General features: G+C 67.1%; 26 protein-coding genes. 15 read left to right on the forward strand and 11 right to left on the reverse strand.

Going from position 1 to position 25,591, the window contains the following annotated elements; translation table 11 throughout:
• From VI056_09185 to VI056_09205, 5 genes are all read left to right on the forward strand, one after another.
• Window positions 1-602, forward strand: a 602-nt coding sequence (locus tag VI056_09185; GenBank protein ID HEY6203204.1) for an amino acid permease, incomplete at its 5' end; no start/stop codon positions are given.
• A complete protein-coding gene (locus VI056_09190; GenBank protein ID HEY6203205.1) occupies window positions 583-2,664 on the forward strand; it encodes an APC family permease in 2,082 nt (693 codons plus the stop codon). The genes VI056_09185 and VI056_09190, both read left to right, overlap by 20 nt.
• Window positions 2,665-2,677: 13 nt before the next feature.
• The gene (locus VI056_09195; GenBank protein ID HEY6203206.1) at window positions 2,678-3,106 is read left to right on the forward strand and encodes a universal stress protein; all 429 of its coding nucleotides are present in this window, start codon (window positions 2,678-2,680) and stop codon (window positions 3,104-3,106) included.
• Window positions 3,103-3,573 (forward strand): TrkA family potassium uptake protein, encoded by a 471-nt coding sequence (locus tag VI056_09200; GenBank protein HEY6203207.1) that lies wholly within the window; start codon window positions 3,103-3,105, stop codon window positions 3,571-3,573. The genes VI056_09195 and VI056_09200 overlap by 4 nt, the downstream gene beginning before the upstream one ends.
• The gene (locus tag VI056_09205; GenBank protein ID HEY6203208.1) at window positions 3,574-4,230 is read left to right on the forward strand and encodes a TrkA family potassium uptake protein; all 657 of its coding nucleotides are present in this window, start codon (window positions 3,574-3,576) and stop codon (window positions 4,228-4,230) included.
• Here VI056_09205 and VI056_09210 read toward each other — a convergent pair.
• The 4 genes from VI056_09210 to VI056_09225 all read right to left on the reverse strand — a co-directional run bounded on the left by VI056_09210 (window position 4,227) and on the right by VI056_09225 (window position 10,016).
• Window positions 4,227-6,311: an APC family permease gene (locus VI056_09210; GenBank protein ID HEY6203209.1), complete on the reverse strand. Its 2,085-nt coding sequence runs from the start codon at window positions 6,309-6,311 to the stop codon at window positions 4,227-4,229. The genes VI056_09205 and VI056_09210 overlap by 4 nt on opposite strands.
• A gap of 90 nt (window positions 6,312-6,401) precedes the next feature.
• Window positions 6,402-7,100 carry a response regulator transcription factor gene (locus VI056_09215; protein ID HEY6203210.1) on the reverse strand — a complete coding sequence of 233 codons (699 nt, stop codon included), beginning with the start codon at window positions 7,098-7,100 and terminating at the stop codon, window positions 6,402-6,404.
• A 13-nt stretch (window positions 7,101-7,113) separates the two neighbouring features.
• Entirely contained in the window at window positions 7,114-8,664 is a 1,551-nt protein-coding gene (locus VI056_09220; protein ID HEY6203211.1) for an ATP-binding protein, read from the reverse strand.
• 20 nt (window positions 8,665-8,684) lie between these two features.
• Window positions 8,685-10,016 (reverse strand): Hsp70 family protein, encoded by a 1,332-nt coding sequence (locus VI056_09225; GenBank protein ID HEY6203212.1) that lies wholly within the window; start codon window positions 10,014-10,016, stop codon window positions 8,685-8,687.
• A gap of 166 nt (window positions 10,017-10,182) precedes the next feature.
• Here VI056_09225 and VI056_09230 point away from each other — a divergent pair, with 166 nt between their 5' ends.
• The 7 genes from VI056_09230 (at window position 10,183) to VI056_09260 (ending at window position 18,789) form a co-directional block, all read left to right on the forward strand.
• Window positions 10,183-10,551, forward strand: coding sequence for a MerR family transcriptional regulator (locus VI056_09230; GenBank protein ID HEY6203213.1), 369 nt, complete (start codon window positions 10,183-10,185; stop codon window positions 10,549-10,551).
• A gap of 13 nt (window positions 10,552-10,564) precedes the next feature.
• A complete protein-coding gene (locus tag VI056_09235; GenBank protein HEY6203214.1) occupies window positions 10,565-11,026 on the forward strand; it encodes an Hsp20/alpha crystallin family protein in 462 nt (153 codons plus the stop codon).
• A 117-nt stretch (window positions 11,027-11,143) separates the two neighbouring features.
• A complete protein-coding gene (lon, locus tag VI056_09240) occupies window positions 11,144-13,651 on the forward strand; it encodes an endopeptidase La (protein ID HEY6203215.1) in 2,508 nt (835 codons plus the stop codon).
• 70 nt (window positions 13,652-13,721) lie between these two features.
• A complete protein-coding gene (locus tag VI056_09245) occupies window positions 13,722-14,687 on the forward strand; it encodes a DnaJ C-terminal domain-containing protein (protein HEY6203216.1) in 966 nt (321 codons plus the stop codon).
• Window positions 14,688-14,711: 24 nt separating this feature from the next.
• On the forward strand, window positions 14,712-17,351 hold the full coding sequence (gene clpB / locus VI056_09250) for an ATP-dependent chaperone ClpB (protein HEY6203217.1): 2,640 nt from the start codon (window positions 14,712-14,714) through the stop codon (window positions 17,349-17,351).
• A gap of 38 nt (window positions 17,352-17,389) precedes the next feature.
• Complete coding sequence (locus VI056_09255; GenBank protein HEY6203218.1) at window positions 17,390-18,472, forward strand: M28 family peptidase; 1,083 nt, start codon at window positions 17,390-17,392, stop codon at window positions 18,470-18,472.
• Window positions 18,473-18,519: 47 nt separating this feature from the next.
• Window positions 18,520-18,789, forward strand: a complete 270-nt coding sequence (locus tag VI056_09260) for a hypothetical protein (protein ID HEY6203219.1) — start codon at window positions 18,520-18,522, stop codon at window positions 18,787-18,789.
• On the opposite strand, the gene VI056_09265 is transcribed toward VI056_09260, so the two are convergent.
• From VI056_09265 to VI056_09295, 7 genes are all read right to left on the reverse strand, one after another.
• Window positions 18,779-19,300 carry an RNA polymerase sigma factor gene (locus VI056_09265; GenBank protein HEY6203220.1) on the reverse strand — a complete coding sequence of 174 codons (522 nt, stop codon included), beginning with the start codon at window positions 19,298-19,300 and terminating at the stop codon, window positions 18,779-18,781. The two genes, VI056_09260 and VI056_09265, sit on opposite strands and share 11 nt — an antisense overlap.
• A 41-nt stretch (window positions 19,301-19,341) precedes the next feature.
• Window positions 19,342-19,770, reverse strand: coding sequence for a hypothetical protein (locus VI056_09270; GenBank protein ID HEY6203221.1), 429 nt, complete (start codon window positions 19,768-19,770; stop codon window positions 19,342-19,344).
• Window positions 19,771-19,846: 76 nt separating this feature from the next.
• Window positions 19,847-20,479, reverse strand: coding sequence for a hypothetical protein (locus VI056_09275; GenBank protein ID HEY6203222.1), 633 nt, complete (start codon window positions 20,477-20,479; stop codon window positions 19,847-19,849).
• Between the two features lie 136 nt (window positions 20,480-20,615).
• Window positions 20,616-21,137 (reverse strand): class I SAM-dependent methyltransferase, encoded by a 522-nt coding sequence (locus tag VI056_09280; GenBank protein HEY6203223.1) that lies wholly within the window; start codon window positions 21,135-21,137, stop codon window positions 20,616-20,618.
• On the reverse strand, window positions 21,137-21,610 hold the full coding sequence (gene dtd, locus VI056_09285; GenBank protein HEY6203224.1) for a D-aminoacyl-tRNA deacylase: 474 nt from the start codon (window positions 21,608-21,610) through the stop codon (window positions 21,137-21,139). The genes VI056_09280 and dtd overlap by 1 nt, the downstream gene beginning before the upstream one ends.
• A gap of 15 nt (window positions 21,611-21,625) precedes the next feature.
• Window positions 21,626-21,832 carry a hypothetical protein gene (locus tag VI056_09290; protein HEY6203225.1) on the reverse strand — a complete coding sequence of 69 codons (207 nt, stop codon included), beginning with the start codon at window positions 21,830-21,832 and terminating at the stop codon, window positions 21,626-21,628.
• A gap of 42 nt (window positions 21,833-21,874) precedes the next feature.
• Entirely contained in the window at window positions 21,875-22,060 is a 186-nt protein-coding gene (locus VI056_09295) for a hypothetical protein (protein HEY6203226.1), read from the reverse strand.
• 163 nt (window positions 22,061-22,223) lie between these two features.
• Here VI056_09295 and VI056_09300 point away from each other — a divergent pair, with 163 nt between their 5' ends.
• The 3 genes from VI056_09300 to VI056_09310 are packed head-to-tail and all read left to right on the forward strand — an operon-like array spanning window position 22,224 to window position 25,590.
• Complete coding sequence (locus tag VI056_09300; GenBank protein HEY6203227.1) at window positions 22,224-23,522, forward strand: tetratricopeptide repeat protein; 1,299 nt, start codon at window positions 22,224-22,226, stop codon at window positions 23,520-23,522.
• Window positions 23,523-23,557: 35 nt separating this feature from the next.
• The gene (polX, locus tag VI056_09305) at window positions 23,558-25,309 is read left to right on the forward strand and encodes a DNA polymerase/3'-5' exonuclease PolX (protein ID HEY6203228.1); all 1,752 of its coding nucleotides are present in this window, start codon (window positions 23,558-23,560) and stop codon (window positions 25,307-25,309) included.
• Window positions 25,306-25,590, forward strand: a complete 285-nt coding sequence (locus VI056_09310) for an acylphosphatase (protein ID HEY6203229.1) — start codon at window positions 25,306-25,308, stop codon at window positions 25,588-25,590. The genes polX and VI056_09310 overlap by 4 nt, the downstream gene beginning before the upstream one ends.
• Window position 25,591 lies beyond the last annotated feature (1 nt).

Raw genomic sequence — 25,591 nt, forward strand, 5'->3', positions numbered from 1 at the left:
TCGTCGTCGGCATCAGCAAGTTCCAGGTCGGTGCGTGGATGGTCATCGCGATCCTGCCGGTCCTCGTCGCGATGCTGTACGCGATCAATCGCCACTACCGATCGATCGAAGACAGCCTCCTCATCGCGGCGACCGCCCCGATCCGCGTGCAGCCGACGGTCCCGCGCGTCGTGGTGCCGATCAGCCGCATCGACCGCGCTTCGCTGCGCGCGCTGAGCATCGCGCGCGGCCTGGGCGGTGAGGTGCACGCGGTCCACATCTCGTACGACACCCAAGGCGCCGCGGCGTTCAAGCGGCGCTGGGAAAGCGTCGTGGGCGAGACGATCGCGCTCGATACCATAATCTCGCCGTACCGTGCGCTCATGCCACCGCTCCTCAAATATCTCGACGCGATCGACCGGGGTGGCCCCGGACGGCCGATCATCGTGGTCCTCGCGGAGTTCGTGCCGCGGCACTGGTGGGAAGCTCTGCTCCACAACCAGACCGCGTTGCTGTTGAAGCTACGGTTATTCGTACGACGCAACACAGCCGTGCTCGACGTGCCGTATCACCTCGACGATCCCGAACCGCTGGATGTGGAGGATGAGCGACCGGGGCGATAACGGTCGCGATGACCCTCCTGACGCGCCTTCGCTCGAGGAACGTGCGACCCACTCAGGAACGAAGATCGGCGACCGCCGCGTGCGGATCGTCCGACCCGCGGCCAGCGAGTTCCGGCGCCACAGCGGCCACTACGTCGCGACGCCACGCGTGGACGCGGCGCAAGGCAAGCTCGGGCGCGCCTATCAGGGCGTGCGCCGCATCCTGTTCGGCGCACGCCTGACCTCGGAAGAGGAGGCGGGAGAGCGGCTCTCGAAGAAGACCGGTCTTGCGATCATGGCCTCGGACAACATCTCGTCGTCCGCGTACGCGACCGAGGAAGCGATGCGCGTTCTCGCGATCGCCGGCGGCGCCGCTCTCGCGCTCACGATGCCGATCGCGATCGCGGTCTGCGTGGTCCTCGCGGTGGTGATCCTCTCCGAGTCGCGCGTCATCCGTGCGTATCCGAACGGCGGCGGCAGCTACATCGTTGCCAAGGAGAACCACGGGGTCATCCCTGGGCTGATCGCTGCCTCCGCGCTGCTCATCGACTACGTCCTCACCGTCGCGGTGTCATCGGCCGCGGGCGTGGCCGCGATCTCGAGCTTCGTGCCTGCCGTCCACGATCACCGCGTGCTGTGGGCGCTCGGTCTTATCGCGCTCCTGACGCTCGGCAATCTGCGTGGGATCCGGGAGGCCGGCGTGATCTTCGCGGCGCCGACGTACGTCTACATCACCTCGCTGCTCGGGCTCATCGCGTACGGCGTGTTCCGCATCGTGTCGGGTGATGTGCCAGACGCGGTCATCCCGCGCGACGCGTTCGAGCCGGAGGGACTCGAGCTGCTCACGCCGCTCATCGTGCTGCGCGCTTTCGCGTCCGGCTCGGTCGGCCTCACCGGTAGCGAGGCGATCGCCAACGGCGTCCCGAACTTCAAGTCACCGGAGTCACGCAACGCCGTGATCACGCTGGTCTGCATGGGCACCATCTTCGGCACCCTGTTCCTTGGGCTTACCTATCTCGCGACGCGCATCGGCATCGCGCCCGATCAGTCCGAGCTCGAGACGGTGAACAGCATGCTCACGCGGTCGCTCGTCGGCGACCGCACGCCGTTCTATTTCGTGGTGCAGCTCTCCACCGCGATCATCCTGCTGCTGGCCGCGAATACCGGGTTCAGCGGCTTTCCGCGCCTCGCCTCGGTGCTTGCCGACGACCGCTTCATGCCTCGCCAATTCGCCTTCCGTGGCGAGCGCCTCGCTTTTTCGTTCGGGATCATCGCGCTGGCGATCATGTCCGCCGCGGTCTTGGCCGCGTTCCATGGGAGCGTGACCGAACTCGTTCCGCTCTACACGATCGGCGTGTTCGCCGCGTTCACGCTCTCGCAGAGCGGTCTCGTGCGACGCTGGTGGCATCTTCGCAATCCCGGATGGCGCCTCAGCATGTTCATCAACAGCTTCGGCACGATCGTCACCGGCACGGTGCTCGCGGTGGTCGTGTACACGAAGTTCTTCTACGGTGCCTGGATGGTGCTCGTCGTCATGCCGATCCTGGTCGGCCTGCTCTACGCGATCAACCGCCATTACACGACCGTGCACGACTCGCTCACGCTGGACCGGCCTGATGAGCCCATCCCGACGCTGAAGCCGCCGGTCGTGATCATCCCCGTCGCGCGCCTCGATCGCGCGACGCTGCAGGCGGTCGCGTTCGCCCGCTCCATCTCGCCGACCGTACGCGCCGTGCACATCGCGACGACCACCGAGAGCGCGAAGGAGTTCGAGCGCCGTTGGAAACGCTGGACGACCGAGGTGCCGCTCGATGTGATCGAGTCGCCCTATCGCTCGCTATTACAACCGCTGCTCCGCTACATCGACGCCATCGACAAGCGCGACGACCGTCCGATCACCGTGGTGCTTGCGGAGTTCGTGCCGCGCAACTGGTGGGAATGGATACTTCACAGCCAGACGGCGCTTCGCCTCAAGCTCTCGCTGCTCTTCCGTCCGAACACGATCGTCATCGACATTCCGTATCACACCGAAGATACCGGCCACGGCGTCACACCACGCGAGCCGAACGAACCATCGCGGTAGACTCCCGCGAGCAATGCAGTTGAAGCGCATCCTCGTGCCGCTCGCGGGCACGAGCGTGGACCCCGAGGTCATTCGCGTGGCGGTGGTCCTCGGGAAGCCCGCGAAGGCCGAGATCGTGGCGATCCATGTGATCGAGGTCAGGTGGAATCTTCCTCTCGACGCGATCCTGGAGCCTGAAAGCGAGCGCGGGGAGGGCGTCCTCGACGACGCCGTAAAGGTGGCGGAGCAAGCCGGCGCGCACATCGAGACAGAGCTCGTGCAGGCGCGGGAGGCGGCGGCCGCGATCATCGACACAGCGCGGGACAGAAAGACGGACCTCATCTTGCTCGGCATGCCGTTCCGCAAGCGTTTAGGCCGGGTGTACGTCGGCAAGACGGTCCAGGGCGTGTACGTAGGAGCGCACTGCGCAGTGCTCGCGTATCGTCAGGAAGAGACACGTTGAACATCGTCATCGTCGGATGCGGCCGGGTCGGCGCGTTCCTCGCGGGTCAGCTGGACAAGGCTGGTCACGCGGTCACGATCGTCGACCTCGAGCGTGGTTCGTTCGTCCACCTACCTCAGAACTTCGGCGGCACCACGCTGCTCGGCAACGGGACCGATCTCGAGGTCCTACGAACGGCCGGGGTCGACAAGGCGGATGCCGTCTTCACACTCACCCAGGGTGACAACCGGAACCTCATGGCGGCGCAGATCGCGCGCCAGATCTTCGGTGTGAAGCGGGTCATCGCCAAGGTGAACGATCCCATCCGTGCCGCGCTCTACCGAGAGCACGAGATCAGCACGGTCTCGCGCACGACGATCCTGGGCACGCTGCTCGAGGCGATGCTCATGGGCGATGCCGAGGTGGGGAAGGTGCTCATAGAGAAATCCAAGAAGGCGGAGACCGCGATGGCGGGGGAGCTCGGCTAGGTGTATTTCGTCATCGCAGGGGGCGGAGAGGTGGGCTTCCATCTCGCCAAGGCGCTCCTCGAGTCGTCCCACGAGGTCATGCTCCTCGAGAGCGACCGGCGGCGAGCGCAGGTCATCGAGGAGCAGCTCGGCTCGATCGTCCTCAACGCGCCGGCAGACGAGGGCCGATACCAACTGGAGGCCGGCTGCCAGCGCGCGGATGCCGTGATCGCCGTGACAGGCCAGGACGCCGTCAACCTCATCGTCTGCCAGCTCGCGAAGTGGAAGTGCAACGTCCCGCGCGTGATCGCTCGCGTGAACGACCCGAAGAACGAGATCGTGTTCAAGGCCCTCGGCATCGACGAGACGATCTCGTCGACGCGCGTGATCATGAACGTCATCGAGCAGGAGCTTCCGTCGGGCGGGTTCATGCCTCTGATGCCGCTCACTGGGTCGCATCTCGAGCTCATTGAGGCGGAGATCGCCGCAGGCACGCCTGCCGCGGGCAGGGCGATCGGCTCGCTCGGTCTGCCGGACGGCGCTGCCGTCGGCGGGATCGTGCGCAAGGGAAGCGTCGTGCACGCTGACGACGACACGAAGCTCCAGGTCGGTGACCGGATCGTCGTGCTGTCACCGACAAAGGACGAAGCCAGCGTGCGGAAGGCGCTTTTCGGCTAGGACTCGGCGGGGTCCCATCCGTCGCTGGCGACGTGGTACGGAATGTCGACGACGACCGTGTTCGGCCGGAAGAAGAGGCGCAGCTTGAGCCGGAGCGCGGTCTGGTTGTGGAGCACGTATTCCCAGAAGTGGCGCGGCACGAACTCCGCCAGCACGATCGTGATCGGGCGCTCCGGATCCTGCCGCGCTCGCGCATCGACGTAGGCGAGCAGTGGCGGGATGAGAGCCCGGTAGGGCGATTCGATGACGACCAGAGCGATGCCATCGTCGCGCGCGCGCCAGCGCTCCCGCATGCGCTCCGCAGCGCCTGCGTCATCGGCGACATGCACCGCCGTCACGTCGTTCGAGATCGAGCGCGCGAACGCGAGCGCGTGAAGTGCGGCGCGATCGAGCCTGGCTACCGGCACGATGACGTGCGGCACGGCCATGCGCGGGAGCGGCAGGTCGGGTCGCTCGAGCGTCAACAGATCGCCGACCGTCCGGTAATGGCGGGAGATCGCCCACATGAGCGCGATGAGGGCGGGGATGAGCACGGCGATCATCCACGCGCCGAGCGCGAACTTCGCCACTGCGACCTCGACGCTCACGATCGCGGTGGTCACCGCGCCGATGCCGTTGATCGTCGCCCGCAGCCGCCAGCGTGGCTCGGTCGCTCGTAGGCGCCACCAGTGCTTCACCATGCCGCTCTGACTGAGCGTGAAAGCGATGAAGACGCCGATCGTGTAGAGCGGGATGAGGTTCGTCACGCTGCCGGCGAATGCGACGATGAGCAGCGCGGCCACGAGCGACAAGAGCACGATGCCGCTCGAGAACGCCAGTCGGTCGCCGCGGAACTGAAAGACGCGCGGCAGGAAACGATCGCGCGCGAGGATGCTCGCGAGCCGCGGGAAGTCGGCGAATGCGGTGTTTGCGGCAAGCACCAGCAGCAGCGCGGTCGCGATCTGTACCAGGTAGTGGTAGGGCGTGCCGGTGCCCACGATCGTTCTCGTCAGCTGGCTCACCACGGTCTCCTGCTCGCTCGGGTCGGGCACGATCCCAAGCTGACCGGCGAGGAAGCTGATGCCGAGGAAGATCGAGCCGAAGCAGAGGCCCATGAGGATGAGCACGCGCTGGGCTCGTTTGGGCTCGGGAGGCGCGAAAGCGGGCACGCCGTTCGAGACGGCTTCCGTACCGGTCAATGCGACCGAGCCGGCGGCGAACGCGCGCAGGAGCAGGACGAGTCCGAGCGCCTCACCGGTCCCGGTCGGGATCCAGTCCGCCGGCGGCACGTAGCTCGGCAAGGCGCCGGTCGCGGCGAGGAAGAGGCCGTAGCCGAGTAGTCCGAACATCGCGCCGAGGTAGACGTACGTCGGCGCCGCGAAGATGGTCGCGCTCTCGCGAATGCCGCGAAGATTCCCGAGGCACAGCAGCGCAACGAACGCGACGCCGACGGTGACGCGTAGGTCGAAGAGCCCTGGAAAGATCGAGGTGAGGGCCGCCACGCCGGCAGCGATCGAGACCGCGACCGTGAGGACGTAATCGGTGAGGAGCGCACCGGCCGCGATGAGTCCCGACACCGGTCCGAGGTTGTCGCTCGCGACGATGTACGAGCCGCCCCCGTTCGGGTATGCGCGGATCGTCTGTTGGTAGCTGGTCACGACGATAGCGAGCACCACGACGATGCCGATCGTGATGGGCATCGTGAGGGCGAGCGCACCTGCGCCCGCGAGCAGGAGCACGCGCATGATCTCTTCGGTCGCGTACGCCGCGGATGAGATGTTGTCGGACGCGAAGACGGCAAGGCCCTTGAGCGTCCCGACGCGTTCCTCGATCTCCTGCTCGGAGCGGAGCCGTCGCCCGATGAGCAGCGTGCGCAGCGAACCGAGCGCGCGTCCCGCTCGGCCATGGCCCTCGAGCACGCGCTCCTCCGCGACGAGGTAGCCGGGTGCGCGATGCTTGAAGTCACCGTCCCGCGGCGTGACGATGCGTACGTACCGCGAACCTGGGAGGCGACCACGAACGACATGCCGCCGCACGAGGTCGGGTGAGCGTTGTGGGGAGGCTGCGGCCTCTTCGGTCGCAGGCTCCTCTGGTAATGCCATGCACCAAGGGTGCGGCGGTGTTGCTCAACGCAGGGTCATCGGAATCCGCCGCCCGCTCAAAGTTCGCTCAATACGTGCGTAGCTGGCGGGTCAGGCCTCCTCAGTGAGCAGCCGGTAGCCGATCCCTGGCTCGGTCGCGATGTAACGCGGTTTCTGTGGATCCCGCTCGAGCTTCTTGCGAAGACGCGCCACGTAGACGTGCAGGTAGTGATCTTCGTCACCGTATTCGGGTCCCCAGACCTCCTGCAGCAGCATCGAGTCGGTCACGACATGGTCCGCGTGCCGCACGAGCGCCGTAAGGAGCGCGTACTCCGTGGGCGTGAGATGGAGCTCTTCGCCGTCGACCGTCACGCGCCGGTGCTCGACGTCGACGATGAGTCCCCGTGCGCGGAAGACGGGCTCATCCGTCCCCGACCGGAGCGTGTGGCGCAAGGCGACCCGGATGCGCGCAAGCAGCTCCGCTACGCCGAACGGCTTTGTCAGATAGTCGTCCGCGCCGAGATCCAGCGCGCGCACCTTGTCGCGCTCCGCCCCGCGCGCCGATAGGACGATGATCGGCGCCCTACCTCGGCTGCGCAGCGTCCGGATGAGGTCGAGACCATCCAGGTCCGGTAGGCCGAGGTCGAGCAGGATCAAGTCCGGATGCGACTCGACGCGCTCGAGCGCCTCGCTGCCGGACTCGGCGACGTCGACCCGAAAGCCGCGGCTTCCGAGATTCGCGCGGACCGCGCGCACGATCGCGGGCTCGTCGTCCACGAGGAGGATGCGCGCGCCGGTCGGCGGACTCATCGTGTCGCCGGGTTCACGGTGTCGTCGCGGCGGTGCGCGGTCTCGCGGGCTGCTCGATCGGAAGCGTGAAACGGAATACCGCACCGCCCTGGGGGCGGTTGCGGACCGAGATCCTGCCGCCGTGCGCCTCGACAAGACCTCGCGCGACGGCGAGCCCCAGCCCGGTCCCGCGCGGCGCGCCGCCGGATGAGCCGCGAAAGAACGGTTCGAAGACACGATCGAGGGCCTCCTTCGGCACGCCCGGCCCATCGTCTGCCACTTCCACGATGGCTTCGCCACCTTCGACCGCCGCGCTGACCGTGATCGCCGTTCCCGGGCGCGTGTGCCGTGCCGCGTTCTCGATCAGGTTCGAGAGGACCTGGTCGATCTCGACGTAGTCGAGCGAGATCGGCGGGAGGTCTTCGGGCACCTGCACCTCGAGGTGATGTTTCTCGGTGAGTGGTCGCAGCCGTCCGACGACGTCATCGATGAGAGCCGCGAGGTCGTACCAGCTTCGTTCCGGGTGCAGCGTCCCGGATTCCATTCGCGAGAGGTCGAGCAGGTTGCTGACGATCCGGCTCAGCCGGCGCGCCTCGTGTTCGATGTCGGCGAGGAAGCTTTCGCGCTCGGCATCCGTCCAGCGGACGTCGGTCTGCCGGAGGCTTCCAGCCGACGCGACGATCGACGCGAGTGGCGTGCGAAGGTCGTGTGACACGGCGCCGAGCAGCGCGTTCTTCAGCTCGTCCGCCCGCCTTAGGATCTCGGCGTCCGTCGCGCGCTGGCGCAGCCGTGAGCGCTCGATCGCGCCAGCGAGCTGCGTCGCGACCGATGCCAGGATGCGATCGTCCGCCGAATGGGGCTCGGGCGACGCGCGGATGATCGCGAGCGAACCGATACGCCGTCCACCTGCCTGGAGCGGGACGGCATGCACTCGCTCATCGCGCGCTGAGGTGTTCGAGCCATGAGGGTTCATGACCCGGATCCAGCGCGCCCCCGCTCCAGAGGCAGAACGGGGGGATGGGATCCACGTGGCCAGCGAGCCGATTGCCGCGCCTTCCAGGGCCGTGACGTCACCTGCGGTCGTGCGATGTCCGACGCCGCCGTCGTCCAGCTCGACGACCACGCCGGCGACACGCAATCCCTGGCGTACGCGCTCGGCTACCGCGGCGAGTGCTGTGTCCAGGTCGGGCTCACCCAGAACGCGGGCAACTTCGAACAGGAGCGTGGCGTCGCGGGCGCGATCGGCCGCCTCGCGCGCACGATCGCGCTGGCTGGCCGCGAGTTGGCTGGTCACGACCGCCGTCACGAGGAAGGCCACGAGCGCGAACCACTCGTTCGTGTCGGCGACGCGGAGCGTGTGGATCGGGTCGACGAAGAACCAGTTGAACGCCAGGAACGACACGATCGACGCCGCGATCGCCGGCCCGCGTCCAAGGAGCGTCGCGGAGGCCAGCACCGCCATGAGGTAGAGCATCGAGATGTTCGCGACGTGGGCGCGCGCCTCGATCGCGCCGATGATGGCACTGATCAGGGCCACGGCCGCGAGCGCGGCGGCGTATCCACGAAGTGGAGCGAGACGCCGCATCTCTTCGAGCATACGCGGCGTTACCGCGCGAGCGCGGCTTCCTCGACGCCAGGCATCGCAAGACCCGCGGCGACGCTCGTGAATGCCGCTGCGTCACGAACGCGCGCGTTCGGGAAGCGCCGCGCGAGGAGCGCGCGGAAGGCCGGGATCGCGCTCGATCCGCCCGTCGTCACGACCTCGACGATGTCGGTCGAGCGCACCGTCGCGCGGACGAGCACGTCCGTAACGAGCGCGTCCGTCTCCGTCACGAGGTTGTCGATGAGGCGTTCGAACCGACCGCGTGTCACGCGGGCGTCGACGTCGACCGCGCCGTGGTGATAGGTGAGGATCGCCGCGGGCTCGCTCGAGAGAGCGCACTTGGTGATATCCGCGGTCATGAAGATCTCGTAACCGAGCTGGAGCTCGATGGCGCTGCGGAGTGCGGCGAGCTCGCGCTTCGGAGCGCCCTGGCGAACGAGATCGTCGAGCGCCTCGAGCAGCGGCTTCTCGTTCAGTGCCGATAGCGCATGCCAGTCGTGCAGCGCGTTCACCATGAACGCTGGTAGACGCAGACGTTTCGGTGTCCAGGTCGCCCGCGAGCCGAGCTGTGGCGCGATGACGTCGTCGATGAGCCGCTCCGTGCAGCGGTCGCCGCCGATGTTGCGGCCCGCCGTCGACAGCACCTCGAGCGCTCCGGCCTGGCGCCGAACGATCGCGAGGTCCAACGTGCCGCCGCCGAAATCGAAGACGAGCGTCAGCCCCGACGTGACGTCCGCCGCGTGCGCAGCGCCGACGGGCTCGAACGCGAAGCGGACCTCACCGATCCCGGCGAGCTCCGCCGCGCGACGCATGCGGCCCACGGCCCGCGCCTCGGCCGCCGGCCCGCCGATGTACTCGACGGGCCGGCCGACCGTGATCTCCGCTGGCATTTCGCCGACGAGGTCGCGTACGCGCTCCCGCACGTGCGCGAGGACCACGGCGATGAGGTCTTCAAGGCCGCGCTCCTCGCCGAACACGTTTGTGCGAACGTCGAGCGGATCGCCCAGGAAGGTCTTCAGCGCTTGGAAGAGCCGGCCCGGTGAAGACGTGTCGGTGTAGATCACGGCCTCGACCGTCTTCTGCCGCGGGTTCGACGACTCCATCCGGATGCCGAGCGGCTTGAACTCCCGCGTGACCGGGCCGCGCTGGCGGTTATCCAGGAGATACGCGTCGATCGCCGGCCGCCCGACGATGCTCGACCCATCGCGCCGGACGTACAGGACCGTCGGCATCGCGGCCCCGGCGAGCGGGTCGACAGGCAGCACGGTCGAGCGCTCGCCGTCCCAGACAGCGACCGACGTGTTGGAGGTACCGAAGTCGAGACCGAAACGCACGGCGCGCGATTGTCCCACTCGGGGACGACCGCGCGTGTATTTCCGCGGGCCGCCGGTGCGTCTTCGCCTGATGGCTGGCTCTTCTTGCGCGTGGCGGCCGACAAGGGTTGTGCAGCCAACGGCAGAAGTCTTGACAATGGCGTTGACAGGTTTTATACAAAAGCGCATGGCAGGTGGTCACCGACCCGTCTACGTCATCTCCATCGCGGCCGGTCTCGCGGGCTGCCATCCGCGGACGCTACGGATCTACGAGGAGGAGGGCCTGCTCGAACCGGTCCGGACCGAGACGAACATCCGCCTCTACTCCGATGACGATCTGCAGCGCGTACGCGTGATCCGGTACCTGACACAGGTGCGCGGCGTGAACCTCGCGGGCGTGAAGCTGCTTCTTCACATGCGCGATGCTGCGGACCTGATGGAGGACCTCATGCGCGAGCTCGCAGAGCTCGGCAGCGAAAAGGACGACGTGGACGGACAGGTGGACACCGCCGACCAAAGACCAAAGCGCGGCCGAACAGACGGCACGCGCTTCTAAGAGGAGGACGAACATGACCATCGCCCGATTCACGCCAATGACCGACATCGTGTCCCTCCGCGACGCCATGGATCGTCTCTTCGAGGAGAGCTACATCCGTCCGACCGTTTGGACGGGGCTCGCCGCGGGCCAAATGGCGGTCCCGGTGGACCTCTGGGAGACGAAAGACGCCTATCACCTCCGCGCTGATCTTCCCGGTGTGACTCCGAATGAATTGGAGATCAACGCAACGAGCGATTCCATCTCGATCGGTGGCGAGGTCAAGGGCCGGACCGACGTGAGTGAGGACGGTTGGCTCCGACAGGAGCGGCGCGCGGGCAAGTTCCAGCGCGCCTTCACCCTTCCCGTCGCGATCGATCCGACCAAGGTCGAGGCGACCTTCGAGAACGGCGTTCTGCAGCTCGTGCTGCCGAAGGCTGAGAACGTGAAGCCCAGGACCATCAAGGTCAACGCGACCGGCGGGAACTCGAAGTAGTACCAATAGGAACGCACGGGGCGTGGCCGGGCGGAATGGTGCGCCCGGCCACGCCGTTTCACATGACGAGCGCGCAACGCATCTGACCTGAACCGCGAAAAGAAACAGAGGACCAAAATGACGGACGAAACGAAGACGACCACGCCGACGGGCGCGTACCCGAGCGATCTACCGGTGGTACCCCTGCGCGAAGCGGTCGTCTTCCCGAAGCTGGTCGTGCCACTCGGCGTCGGCCGCGAGAAGTCCGTCGCCGCGATCAACGCCGCGATGGCGGAAGAGCGGCACCTCATCGTGCTCGTCGCCCAGCGCGACGCCGAGATCGACGACGTGCAGCCCGAGCAGATCCACAACGTGGGCACCGTCGCCGAGATCGTGCGTCTGCTTCGCATCCCGGACGGCAGTGCGCAGATCATCGTCCAGGGCGCCCAGCGTGTACGCATCACCGGATACCAGCCTGAGTCGCGATTCTTCCGCGTCACCTTCGAGCCCATCGAAGAGGAGCTCGGTGACCCGGTGGAGCGCGAGGCGCAGATGCGCAACGTGAAGGCGCTCTTCGAGCGCTACGTCGACAACGGGGGATCCATCCTGCCCGAGCTCGCGATGACCGCGAAGAACACCGATGACCCGGCGCACTTCTCGGACCTCGTCGCATCGAGCCCGGACCTCACGCTGGAGCAGCGCCAGCAGCTTCTCGAAACGCGCAACGTCATCGAGCGACTGCGCTTCCTCGGCGTGTTCCTCGCGAAGCAGAACGAGATCCTCGAGCTGAAGCAGAAGATCCAGAGCGAGGTCCAGCAGACGCTCGACAAGACGCAGCGCGAATACATCCTGCGCGAGCAGATGAAGGCGATCCAGAAGGAGCTCGGCGACGACGACCAGGGCTCCGAGGTGCGGGAGCTGCGCGAGAAGATCGAAGCGGCCGGCATGCCCGATCCGGTGAAGGAGAAGGCGCTCAAGGAGCTCGGCCGGCTCGAGAAGATCCCGCAGGCGTCGCCCGAGACAGGAGTTATCCGCACCTACGTCGACTGGCTGGTATCGCTGCCGTGGAAGGTCGCGGCGAACGACGACTGGGACATCGCTCAGGCGGCGAAGATCCTCGACGAGGACCACTACGGCCTGCCGAAGGTCAAGGACCGGATCATCGAGTACATGGCGGTGCGCAAGCTCTCGCAGAACCTGCGCGCCCCGATCCTCTGCTTCGTCGGCCCGCCGGGCGTCGGCAAGACGAGTCTTGGCAAGTCGATCGCGCGCGCGATGGGTCGCAAGTTCATCCGCATGTCGCTCGGCGGCATCCGTGACGAGGCCGAGATCCGCGGGCACCGCCGCACCTACGTCGGCGCGCTCCCCGGCCGGATCCTCCAGAACATGAAGACCGCCGCTGAAGTGAACCCCGTGTTCATGCTCGACGAGATCGACAAGGTCGGCGCGGACTTCCGCGGCGACCCGAGCTCGGCGCTGCTCGAGGTGCTCGACCCCGAGCAGAACAACACGTTCTCCGACCACTACCTCGAGGTGCCGTACGACCTCTCGAAGGTCATCTTCATCACAACGGCCAACGTCGAGGACACGATCATCGCGCCGCTTCGCGACCGCATGGAGATCATCCGTCTCCCCGGCTACACCGAGGAGGAGAAGCTTCACATCGCGAAGGGCTACCTCGTCCCGCGCCAACTGAAGCAGCACGGCCTCGCCGGCGGCGAGCGTACCGACGGCGAGGTGAAGACGGACGGTCCGGTCTCGCAGGACGGCACGAACGTCCAGCCGGCCGTGACGCCCGCGATCGAGCCCAAGCTCGTGATCGGCGACGAGGTTCTCCGGGAGCTCGTCCGCCGCTACACGCGCGAGGCCGGCGTCAGGAACCTCGAGCGCGAGATCGGCACGATGTGTCGCAAGGTCGCGCGTGCGATCGCCGAGGGCAAGACCGACAAGGTCGAGATCACACTCGACAAGGTCTCCGAGTACCTCGGCCCACAGCGCTTCGACTACGGCCTGGCCGAGGAAGAGGATCAGGTCGGGGCCGCCACCGGCGTCTCGGTCTCCGAGGCGGGCGGTGACGTGCTCACCGTCGAGGCCACCGTCATCGACGGGAAGGACGAGGACTTCACACTCACCGGCCAGATCGGCAAGGTGATGGAGGAGTCCGCCCGCGCCGCGCTCTCTTACGTCCGAGCTCACGAGCGTGACTTCGGGATCCCGAAGGGATTCTTCGAGGACCACGCGATGCACATCCACGTCCCCGCGGGCGCCATCCCCAAGGATGGTCCGTCCGCCGGCGTGACGATGGCGACCGCCATCGTGTCCGCCCTCTCGGGCCGCCGCGTCCGACGCGACGTCGCGATGACCGGTGAGATCACGCTGCGCGGTCGCGTCCTTCCGATCGGCGGGGTGAAGGAGAAGCTGCTCGCGGCGCACCGCGCCGGGATCAAGGTCTTCATCCTCCCCGAGAAGAACAAAAGGGACCTGATCGACATCCCCAAGGAAGTTCTCGACACGGTCGAGATCAAGACCGTCGACAACGTCGACCAGGTCCTGAAGATCGCCCTCCAGCCGGGAGGGCCGACTGTGACGCCGGCGCAGATCGAGGCGGCCGCGCATACGTCGATCGTCCCGCCGCCGGCACACTAGAGGGGTTGCAGGGGTGACTCCGCCGCTGAAGAGGGGGTTGCAGAGGGTTCTCCCCCTGCGATAAACGGGCATGCCGGTCGAATACAAGGACTACTACAAGACACTCGGCGTCTCGAAGAACGCGAGCGCCGAGGAGATCAAGAAGGCATACCGCAAGGCCGCGCGCCAGCACCATCCCGACATCAACAAGAAGCCTGAGGCCGAGAAGCGCTTCAAGGAGATCAACGAGGCCAACGAGGTGCTCTCCGATCCCGAGAAGCGCAAGCGCTACGACACCGTCGGTCCGGAGTGGGAGCGCTTCCGGCAAGGCGGCCAGCAACCCGGTGGATTCCAGTGGGTCTACACCGGCCAACCCGGCCAGGACCCGTTCAACGGCGGCGAAGCGGGAGGGTTCTCCGACTTCTTCCGCACGCTGTTCGGCGAGGGACAGACGGACTTCGACGCCGGGACACTCTTCGGGCGTCCGAGCACGCGGCGGCGTCGTGCGGTTGCGGGTACGGATGTCGAGAGCGAGGTCGAGGTAACGCTGGCGGAGGCGTACAAGGGCACCGAGCGATCGGTCGAGATGCGCCTCCCCGATGGAGCGACGCGCCGCCTCAGCGTGAAGATCCCGGCGGGCGTGAAGGACGGTCAGCGCATCCGGCTCGCGGGACAGGGCGCGCCGGGCAGCGCGGGCGGACCATCGGGCGATCTTTTCCTCCGCGTGCGTGTGAGGCCGCATCCGGTCTTCGAGCGAGACGGTGAGGATCTGAGGCTGGTGTTACCCGTGGCTCTGCACGAGGCGCTGCTCGGCGCGGAGGTCACGGTCCCGACACTCAAAGGACGCGTGTCGCTCCGGATACCGCCCGAGACTCAGAACGGCCGGACCATCCGGCTCGCGGGGCAGGGGATGCCGCGCGCGACCGGTGGGCACGGCGATCTGTACCTGACCGTCAAGGTCGTGCTGCCGACGAAGCTGACCGACAAAGAGCGCGAGCTCGTCACGGAGCTCGCGACGACACGCGCTGGTGAGGATCCCCGCAAGGGACTCCTCTAAAGAGATTGAGCAGGTAGTGAAATGATCGATCCGAAGAAGCTCACAGAGAAATCGCAAGAAGCGATCATCAGCGCGCAGCAGCGCGCGACCGAGAACGGACACAGCCAGATCGATGTCGAGCACATCGCCGCTGCGCTGCTCGAGCAGCAGGGCGGGGTCGTGCCGAGCGTACTGACGGCGCTCGGCGTTCAACCCGCGCAGCTCACTGCCGCGCTGCACACCGAGCTCGAGCGACAGCCGAAGGTCTCCGGCAACGTGCAGATCGGCGCGTCCGCGCGTCTCGGGCGCGTGCTGCAGCAGGCGCAGAAGGAAGCAGACGCGCTCGGCGACGAATACGTCTCGACCGAGCACCTGCTGCTCGCGATGACCGCCGACAACGGTTACACCGGCCAGGCGCTCAAGCGCCTCGGCATCACGCACGAGCGCGTGCTGGGTGCGCTCAAGGACGTGCGGGGCAACCAGCGCGTGACCGACGCGAATCCGGAGGGCAAGTACCAGTCCCTTGATAAATACGGCCGCGACCTCACCGACCTAGCGCGAAAGGGCAAGATCGATCCGGTCATCGGCCGCGACGAGGAGATCCGACGGGTCATTCAGGTGCTGTCGCGTCGCACGAAGAACAACCCCGTGCTCATCGGCGAGCCAGGCGTCGGCAAGACCGCGATCGTCGAGGGACTCGCGCAGCGCATCGTTCGCGGCGACGTCCCGGAGGGCCTCAAAGAGAAGCGCATCTTCGAGCTGAACATCGGCTCGCTCCTCGCGGGCGCGAAGTACCGCGGCGAGTTCGAGGAGCGGCTCAAGGCCGTCCTGAAGGAGATCGCGTCGAGCGAGGGCCAGATCATCCTGTTCATCGACGAGCTCCACACCGTCGTCGGGGCCGGCGCGGCCGAGGGCGCGGTGGACGCCGCGAACATGCTGAAGCCGATGCTTGCGCGCGGCGAGCTTCACACGATCGGCGCGACGACGCTCGACGAATACCGCAAGCACATCGAGAAGGACGCCGCGCTCGAGCGGCGCTTCCAGCCGGTGTACGTCGGCGAGCCGTCGATCGAGGACACGATCTCGATCCTGCGCGGGCTGCGCGAGCGCTACGAGGTGCACCACGGCGTGCGCATCCAGGACTCCGCGCTCGTCGCGGCCGCGACCCTTTCCGCGCGATACATCTCCGACCGGTTCCTGCCGGACAAGGCCATCGACCTCGTGGACGAGGCGGCGTCGAAGCTCCGCATGGAGATCGACTCGATGCCCGCCGAGCTCGACGAAGTGGACCGGCGGATCCGCCAGCTCGAGATCGAGCGCGAGGCCCTCCGAAAGGAGACCGACGAGGCCAGCAGGGAGCGCCTCGTCCGTCTCGAGAAGGAGCTCGCGAACCTGAAGGAATCGTCCGAGGGCCTGCGCTCCAGATGGCAACAGGAGAAGGCCGCGATCCAGCAGATCCGCGAGAAGAAGTCCCAGCTCGAGCAGGTACGCATGGACATCGAGAAGGCCGAGCGTGCCGCCGATTACGGCAAGGCCGCCGAGCTGAAGTACGGGACCCTCGCCGCGCTCGAGCGAGAGGTCCGCGAGGCGGAGGAGAAGCTCGCGTCGCTGCAGCGCGGCGAGAAGCTGCTCACCGAGGAGGTCACGCCCGAGGACATCGCCGAGGTCGTCGCGAAGTGGACCGGCATCCCGGTCACCAAGCTCCTCGAGGGCGAGGTCTCGAAGCTCCTTCGGATGGAGGAGAACCTCCACGCTCGCATCGTCGGACAGGAGGAGGCGGTGACCGCGGTCGCCAACGCAGTGCGGCGCGCGCGCGCCGGTATGCAGGATCCGAACCGTCCGCTTGGCTCGTTCCTGTTCCTCGGTCCCACCGGCGTGGGCAAGACCCTTCTCGCCAAGGCGCTCGCGGAATTCCTGTTCGACGACGAGAAGGCGATGGTCCGCATCGACATGAGCGAATACATGGAGAAGCACACCGTCGCTCGCCTCATCGGCGCGCCACCCGGGTACATCGGATTCGAGGAGGGCGGGCAGCTGACCGAAGCGGTCCGACGCCGACCCTTCGCGGTGCTCCTACTCGATGAGATCGAGAAGGCTCATCCGGACGTCTTCAACGTCCTGCTGCAGGTGCTCGATGACGGCCGTCTCACCGACGGTCACGGTCGGACGGTCAGCTTCAAGAACGTGGTGATCATCATGACCAGCAACGTCGGCTCGACGTTCATCACCGAGCTCGCGGACCAGCCCGAGATGATGCGGAAGCGCGTCATGGATGCGCTCCGCGGGCAGTTCCGTCCCGAGTTCCTCAACCGCGTCGACGAGATCGTCATCTTCAAGAACCTCGTGACCGAGCAGCTCATGGAGATCGTCGAGAAAGAAGTGCAGATCCTGGCGAAGCGTCTCGCGGAGCGCAAGCTCACTCTCGAGCTCACGAGGAACGCAAAGGCGTTCGTCGCGAAGGAGGGCTGGGATCCGGCCTACGGTGCCCGTCCGATCAAGCGCACGATCCAGCGCCTCATCCTCGACCCGCTCGCGCAGAAAGTGCTGTCCGGCGAGTTCAAAGAAGGCGACACCGTCGTCGTTGACGCTGACAACGGCAAGGTCGTCTTCTGGTCGCAGCAGTACGCCGCGGAGAAGGCCGAGGAACATGAGAAGAAGCCGGTCGGCGCGGGGAAGATGAACTAGCACACTGTTCGCGGCGAGGGCCCGTTTAGCCTAGAACGATGAGGGCTCTCGCCGCACTGCTCGTCACGCTATCTGTGTCATGCGGCGCGATACCGGCGAGCGTCGGTCTGAACACGTCATCACCGACGGCCGCAGCGGTCCCGTCGACAGCGGCGGCGAGCGCTTCCATCGCAGCGTCCGCGACGGCTCGTCCTACGCCCACGCCGAGTCCGACACCGAAGCCGATCGCGGACATCGTCGCGCAGATCAACCCAGCCAAGCTCGACGATCATCTGCGCGCCCTGACCTCCTTCGTATCGCGTCATCCACTGCATCCGGGACACGCCAGGGCGGTCGCATACCTCATGGAGCAGCTGACCGCGATCCCGGGCGTGGTCGTGCAGGACATCCCGACTTCGTACAACGGTGTCAGGCTCGACAACATCTTCGCGACGATCAATCCGCTCGCCGCCGGCGCCGAGGGCTTCCTCGGCGGCGCCGGGATGGTCTGCGCGCACTACGACTCCACCGCGAATCGCACGCCGGGCTGGCGTCCCGCGCTCGATCCCGCGCCGGGCGCCGACGACAACGCGACCGGTACCGCCGCGCTGCTCGAGTACGCGCGGATCCTCGCCGCGGATCGCGCGTCGTTGCGCATGCCGATCGTGCTCGCGTTCTTCGACGGCGAGGAGTACTTCTTCAAGGGCAGCCTCGCCTATCTGCAGTCCCTTCCGCCGCCGAATCCGTACCGTTGGGTGATCAACATCGACATGGTCGGATTCAATCCGCTCGCAGACCGCCTCGACCTCGTCTACTACACGGCGAAATCCGCAGGGCTGCGCGACCGCGTGAAGGACGCGAACCAGCGCTACGCGATCGGCATCTCGCCTCTCGTCGAGCAGCTCGCGACCACCGACGCGTTCATCCTCGATGCCGCGCCCTTCGGTCTCGTCGGCGGCATCCCATCGGTCGCGCTGGTGCAACGCTACGGTGAGATCGACTCGACGTTCCCCGGCAACTTCACGTTCCACACGGTGAACGACACTCCCGACAAGATCACGAACAAGCGCCTCTGGCTCAAGGCCGCGAAGCTGACGCTCGCAACTGCGCTCGATCTCGCGCGCGGTGGGGCGCAGCTCTGACCCGGCGCATCAGCGTCCGCGCACAGCTCGCGATCTTCGGGGCACTCGTGGCGATCTTCGTGATCGCGTTCCTTTATCTGCGCCCCGGGGTTGGCGCCCTCAGCGACGCCGAGTACGTCGCCATCGCGAAGGCAACGCCGCAGGGACAGCTCTACTTCAAGAAATATGACGCGCCGTGCCAGGTCATACGCGTGTTCACCGTCCAGGTGAACTGCGATTACGTGCCCCCCGGCGCGACCGCGACGGAGAAGTTCCGCGCGAACATCGATCCACGAACGAACGCGGTCATCGAGGTCGAGGTGGACTTCACTCCCTGACGCTCAGCTCCTTTGCGAGGGTCGCCAAGCCTCGGCGTTGTAGCTGCTCGACCGCTCCTTCGGTCTTCCCCAGCACCTGCGCGGTCTCCCGGCTGCTGAAGCCGAGCACAAAGCGCATCACGACCGTCGAACGCTGATCGTCCCCGAGCTTCGCCAGGGCCGCCTGCAGCGTGACCCGCTCGACCACGTCCCCGGAGCGATCGTGGGAAACGAGGTCTGGCACATCTTCCAAAGGGAGCTGCGGCTTCGCCTTCCGGCCGCGATCGATGATGGTGTTCCGAGTGATCCTGATCAGCCATCCGGTGAACTGGACGGCGGTGCCCCGAAACCGCCTGACGTTCTCGATGGCGCTGAGGAACGCGTCGGCCGCCGCGTCCTCGGCGTCCGCGACCGTTCGGGTGTGAAAGTAAGCGAAGCGATACACGCTGGGATAACACGCCTCGTAGAGCCGGGCGAACGCGTCGCGGTCGCCGCGACGCGCCGCGTCGATGAGCTCTTCATCGGGGATCACCCCGGCGATTCTGCGACGTTCCGCTGCGCCGGGGCCGGACCTTACTTCTGTCCGTCGTCCTGGTTGTTGTTGTTGCCGTTAGCGCCATTGCCGCTGGTGCCGGCGCCGCCGCTCGCGCCCGTGGCCGGTGTCGCGGCTCCGTTGTCCTTGTGGTCCATGTCCCCGTGAGTTCCGGCGCCCGCGGTCTTGTTCTCCTTGGCGCCGTCTTCGTTCGTGCCGCACTCGTTGTTGCCCTTGTCGGTCGACGCCTGCTCGTCGTGCATCTTGCCGTTCTCGTCGGCGTCGCTGGCGACCTGTTTGTCCTGCTCGTCCGCGTCCAGGTTGTTCGCGCCCGTGTCGGTGCTGCCATCGGTGTTGCACGTGTCGCCGGCGAGCACCGCGACCTCGACCGCGAGCGTCGTCGCAGAGCCGGCGATGAGCGCGGCCGCGGCGAAGACGCTGATGAAGAGTGCTCGAAGATGAGTCCTCATATGTCGTTCCTCCTGTCGAATGCGCGTCGGGTTGATCGCGTGATCTGCGGAATAAGACGTACGGAAGGGCCGGAACCTACGGCCTAGTACCTTCGTTCTGTCCGTTCGGCCCGTTCTGCCCGTTCTGTCCATCGTTCTCGTCGCGGTCGGCGTCGCGATCGAGGGCGGACTGCACGCCGTTCAGGACGTTGTTGTTCTCCCCATTCGCTTCCTGACGGGACTCCTCGAGGCGGTCCCGGGCCCCGCGCTCGAAGGCGGCAAGGTTCCTCTGCTCGAGTTGGCGTTGCCCGTCGGGCAGGCGTGCGATGTCAGCGCGAGCGCGCGCGAGATAGCGGAGCACGTCGTCCAGCGTCACGCGCAGCGCGTCTGGTGACGCTTTCTTGGCGGCGCTCGCCGCTTGGGCGACGCGACGGTCGGCCACGCTCAGAGACGCGCTCGCGGATCCGCTGGCCGATCGGGGCAGCGTGAGATACGCGTCGTCGAGCCCGCGCTGGAGCGCGAACAGGGGTTCGCCTGGCGTGCTGGCATACGCGGCTCCGCCGAGGCTCAGGACGAGCAACACCACCGTGGCGAATGCGAACGCCGGCCGCAGCCAGACCAGTCCGCGCGGCCGCGGGGCCGTCGCGCGGCGGCGGATCCGATCGAGCGAACCGACCGGAGGCTCGATCGCGCGGCCCTCGGTGACGAGGAGCTGGGCGGCCCTCGCCAACGGGCGCAGGTCCGCGTGTAGCTCGGAAGGGTCGACCGCCTCCCCGCTCGCGAGACGGTCTAGGGCATCGCGTTCAGCCTGATCCATCGCCGAGAAAGACGTTCAGGCGGGCCGAAAACCTACGGCCTCGTGCCTGTCAGACCCTGATGCTCGCCGCCGAGTAGATCCGCCGGAGGAATCTGCTGGGTACGCTCGCGAGCTCGCGCGTGCCTGTGAAACCGTTCGCATCGGCGAGCGCGCGCCACGTCTCGAACGTCAGCGGGTGCGGGACCCACGTGTTCCCGTGATCGGCGTCGTATTCCACGAGCAGCAGGCGTCCGGATGGCTTGAGCATCGTACGCACGATCTCGAGCACCGGCGCCTTGTCGCGAACGAAATGCAACGAGTTCGCCATCACGACACCGTCGAGGGACGCGAGGTCGACCGCCTTCGTGAAGTCCGCGGCAAGCGTGCGGACCGTCGCGCCACCCGGTCGAACCGCGCGCTCGAGCTGGCGCAGCGCGCCGCGGTCACGGTCGACCGCGACGACCTCGCCTTCAGGTCCGACGAGCTCCGCGAGCGCGAGCGTGAAGGCGCCCGTCCCGGCGCCGAGGTCGGCCCACCTCCCGCCGCGCGTGACTCCGTCCCGAAGGAGGCGAACGTGCTCCGCGTGATCCATCAGGCCTTGCGGCCGAGGTCCGCCTGCGCCCACCCGTCGGTCGAGAGCACCAGCGTCACCGGGCCGTCCGCCTCCAGGACGATGCGCATATCGGCCCCGAATCGTCCCTGGGCGACGGCGGCGTTCGCGCCGCGGAGCACGCCGCAAAACGCTTCGAAGAGCCGCCGGCCGAGCTCCGGTGCCGCGGCCGCAGTGAAGTCCGGCCGCCGCCCGTGGCGGACGTCGCCGTAGAGAGTGAACTGGGGGATGACGAGGACGCTTCCGCCGGTGTCCTTCAGTGTGCGGTCGAGGCGGCCGCGGCCGTCATCGAAGATCCGCAGAGCGAGGATCTTCGCCGCGATGCGCTCGCCGTCCTCGGGCCGATCGTCGGCCGCGACGCCGAGGAGCACGCTGAGACCCGGCCCGATCGTCGCGAGGGTCTCCTCCGCGACGTGAACGGAAGCGGAGCGCACACGCTGAACGACCGCGCGCACCGCCGTCTGTCCTGTCTAGTCCAGCATCCAGGGGTTGTCCCCGCGGACGACCGACTCGACCTCGCTTGCGGAGAGGTGCCCGGGCGCGAAGACCGTCATGCTCTTGTCGAGCGGTAGCCGCGTGATGTACGTGACCTTGCCAAAGCGGTAGCCGTGCTGGAACAGAAAAGGCTTGCCGTCGATCTCGATGCGCTGCCGGCGATCTGTGGATGTAACGGGCACGACGTCAGTATGTCGAAGCGCCCGACCGACCGCCCCTCAGGGCTATTCGGTGAACGGCCAGGGCGCGGGCGCTGGCTGCGGTGCCTCGGCACCGGGAAGTCCCGGGTCGTACGGCACGACGTTGAGGGACGATCCACCGTCGTCCGCAGCCGCCACGTTCGCTGTGAGCGCGAGGATCATGAGCGTCATCACCAGGGCGCCCATGAGTCGCTTCCGAAGTGGTGTCACCTCTGTCTCCCCTCGTTCCCTCCCCCGTTCGGCGGATTGTGCCCGCTGAGAGGGGTTGGCTATCGTCTGGCGAGTCTACGAACGCTGAACATGCAGGCGCAATGCGAAACAGGACGCCTGTCTGTCAGTTCGGTGACATTGGAGCGATGTGACGACCACTGACATGCTGGCGAAACCTAACGGGACGAACGGACTCGGGGCCCGCGTACGCGAAGCGCGACGCGAAAGAGGCATGAGCCAGGCTCAGCTGGCCGGCGAGGAGCTCACCAAGGGGTTCATCAGCCAGGTCGAATCCGGCCTCGTTCGCCCATCTGTTCGTTCGCTCCAGATCCTCGCGGCGCGGCTCGGTAAGAGCCTGGATTACTTCCTCGGCGACGAGCCGCTCGCCACGTCGAAACGTCTTGTTTTCCACCGTTTGGCCGCGGAAGCCGCCGCCGAGCGGCGCGACTGGACCGTCGTCCGGGATGAAGTGACCCAGGCCCTCGTGGACAAGCCCGAGAAGCGCGAGCGCGCGACGCTGCTGCGCTTCCTGGCGCAAGCAGAGATGAACACCGGAAATCGTGAGGTCGCCTTCGACCGCATCGGCGAGGCGCTCTCGCTCATCGACGCGACGGCGGACGCCGCCGAGGTCGCGCACCTTCTGCACCTCCGTGGCATCGCGTACGGACAGATCGGTCAGTACGTCGCCGCAGCGGAGGCGCTCGAGGCGGCGCGCGACGCGATGGAGCGGCACGAGGTCAGCGATCCCCGTCTACGCGCACGCATCCTCGTCGCGCTCGGCACCGCCTATCGCCGTCTGAACCGTACCGCCAAGGCCATGCAGACCTATGTCTCGGCGCTGGACCTCGCGAGCGGCATCGACGAGCTCCGCCTCGCGGCGCAGGGCTACATGGGTGTTGCGGTCTCTCTCTATGACGCTGGTGAGCTCGACGGCGCGATCGCGAACTACCGCCGCGCGCTCGATCTCTTCACCCGTGTTGAAGACACCACGTTCCAGCTCCAGGTGCTGCACTCGCTCTCGTCGATCCACTTCGAGATGGGCAAGACCGATGAGGCACGTGAGCTCGCCCAGCGTGGCGCAGCGACGGCCCGCATGGTCCACGACGAAGGAATGGTCGTCGTCGCCGAGCTTGTGATCGCGCGGATCGCCCTCGTGAATGGCGACGCGGAGCAGGCGCTGAACATCGCGCGCCACGCCGAGAAAGTCCTCACCGATCAGCCCGTGCAGCGCGCCGACGCGCTCCGCGTCATCGGCGCGGCGAACGACGCGCTCAAGGCGTTCACCGCGAGCGACCGCGCGTACCGCAAGGCCGTCGAGCTCCTTGTGGAGGTGGGCGACCACCCGAACCTCTCGACGTTCGCTGCCGAGTACGCGATGAAGCTGCGCGCGCGCGGCGAGACCGATCAGGCCTTCCGCTACCTCGAGCTCGCGCGCACCCCGGTGTCCACCAACCGCACCTAGCGCGACGCTCTCGCGCGCTCGCTAAGATTTCGCTCGTGCCCCGCGATGCCGTCACGTATGACAACGAAGGCGTCGCCGCGGTCCTTGATGAGATCGGCGATCTCCTCGAGTTAAAGGGCGAGAACGTCTTCCGCGCGGTCACTTACCGGGCCGTCGCTCGCGCGATCCGCGATCTGCGCGAGCCGATCGCCGCGCTGGTCGAGCAGGATCGCCTCGGCGAGATACCCAAGGTCGGTCCGTCGGTCCGCGACGCGATCGTCCAGCTCGTCAGCACGGGAACGTCGCAGCGTCACGAGGAGCTCAAGGCCGCGGTGCCCACCGGTCTCCTCACGCTCCTGAGCGTGCCGGGCGTCGGACCGGCGACCGCGCGGATCATCTACGACAACCTGAGGATCACGACCGTCGACGATCTCGAGGAGGCCGCGAAGGCCCATCGCCTGCGTGAGCTGCCCAAGATCCAGGCGAAGACCGAGGAGAACATCCTCAAGTCGATCACGTCACTCAAGCAGCGCAGTGGCCGCACTCTGGTGCACCACGCTCGCGAGGCCGCGAGCTCGATGGTCGATTGGCTGCGGCAGGAGACACGGATCGAGGCGGTCTCCATCGCGGGGAGCCTGCGGCGCTACCGCGAGACGATCGGCGACATCGATCTGCTCGTCGCGTCGACCACGCCGGGGCCGGTGATGGACGCGCTCGTGCGAGCACCCGCGGTGGAGCGCGTGCTCGCGAAGGGGGAGACGAAGACGTCGGTGATCGTCGCGCGCGGCCTGCAGATCGACCTGCGCGTCGTGCCGCCGGACTCCTGGGGCGCCGCGATGGTCTATTTCACTGGGTCGAAGGAGCACAACGTCCGGCTGCGCGGCCACGCGCTGAAGAAGAAGCTCCTGCTCAACGAGTACGGGCTCTACCGGGTGGGCGCGGAGGCACGCGGTCAGGAGATCGCCTCGCGCACGGAAGAGGAGATCTACGCCGCGCTGGGGATGGACCTCATCGCGCCGGAGCTGCGCGAGGATCACGGCGAGATCGACGCCGCGATCGCGCACACCCTTCCGGCGCTCGTCACTCTCGCTGACATGCGGGGCGATCTCCACACCCATACGAACTGGACCGACGGCCGCGACACGCTCGCCGACATGGCGCGCCGCGCGCGCGACAAGGGCTACTCGTACTACGCCGTCACCGACCACTCGCCCGGCCTGGGCTTGGTGAATGGTCTCGGTCCCGAGCGCATCACCGCCCGGATCGAGGAGGCCCGTCGGCTCAGTGAGGAGCTCGCGCCGTTCCGGATCCTCGTGGGCACCGAGGTCGATATCCGAGCGAACGGGACGCTCGACTACCCCGACGAGATGCTGGCGCGCTTCGACATCGTGAGCGCGTCGGTGCACTCCGCGTTCGGCCAGACGCGCGACGTCATGACCGAGCGGGTGCTCACCGCGATGCGGCATCCGCTCGTCACCCAGATCTCACATCCGACCGGGCGGCTCCTCGAGCGGCGCGATCCACACGCACTCGATCTCCAGGCGCTCATCGACGCGGCCGCCCTGACGGGGACGTGGATCGAGATCAACGGTGGACCCGAGCGGCTCGACCTCCCGGACGTCTGGGTACGGAAGGCGCTGGACAAAGGAGTGACGCTCGTCGCGAACTCCGACGCGCACCGTACCGAAGAGATCGACTGGATGGAGTACGCGGTCGCGACCGCGCGTCGCGGCTGGGCCACGCGCGCTTCGATCGCGAACACCGCCGCTCTCGATGACATGCTCGCGAGGCGCAAGCGCCGCGCATGACGCGAGCGCGTTTCGTCGTGCGCGGTCTCGTGCAGGGCGTGAACTTCCGCGCCGCCGCGGTGCGCGAGGCGACGGCTCACGGACTCACGGGCTGCGTTTGGAATACCGACGACGATGCGGTCGAGCTCGTTGCCGAAGGCGACGCGGATGCTCTCGCTCTACTTGAGCGATGGCTGGCACGCGGACCGAGCCTGGCCCGCGTCGAGCGCGTCGAGCGCATGGATCTCGGCGGTGTGCGGCGTTATCAGGACTTCAGCGTCGCGTACGCGGCGCCGGAGTGAT

The sequence above is a fragment of the Candidatus Limnocylindria bacterium genome, from assembly GCA_036523395.1.
In the GTDB taxonomy this organism is placed as follows: domain Bacteria; phylum Chloroflexota; class Limnocylindria; order P2-11E; family P2-11E; genus CF-39.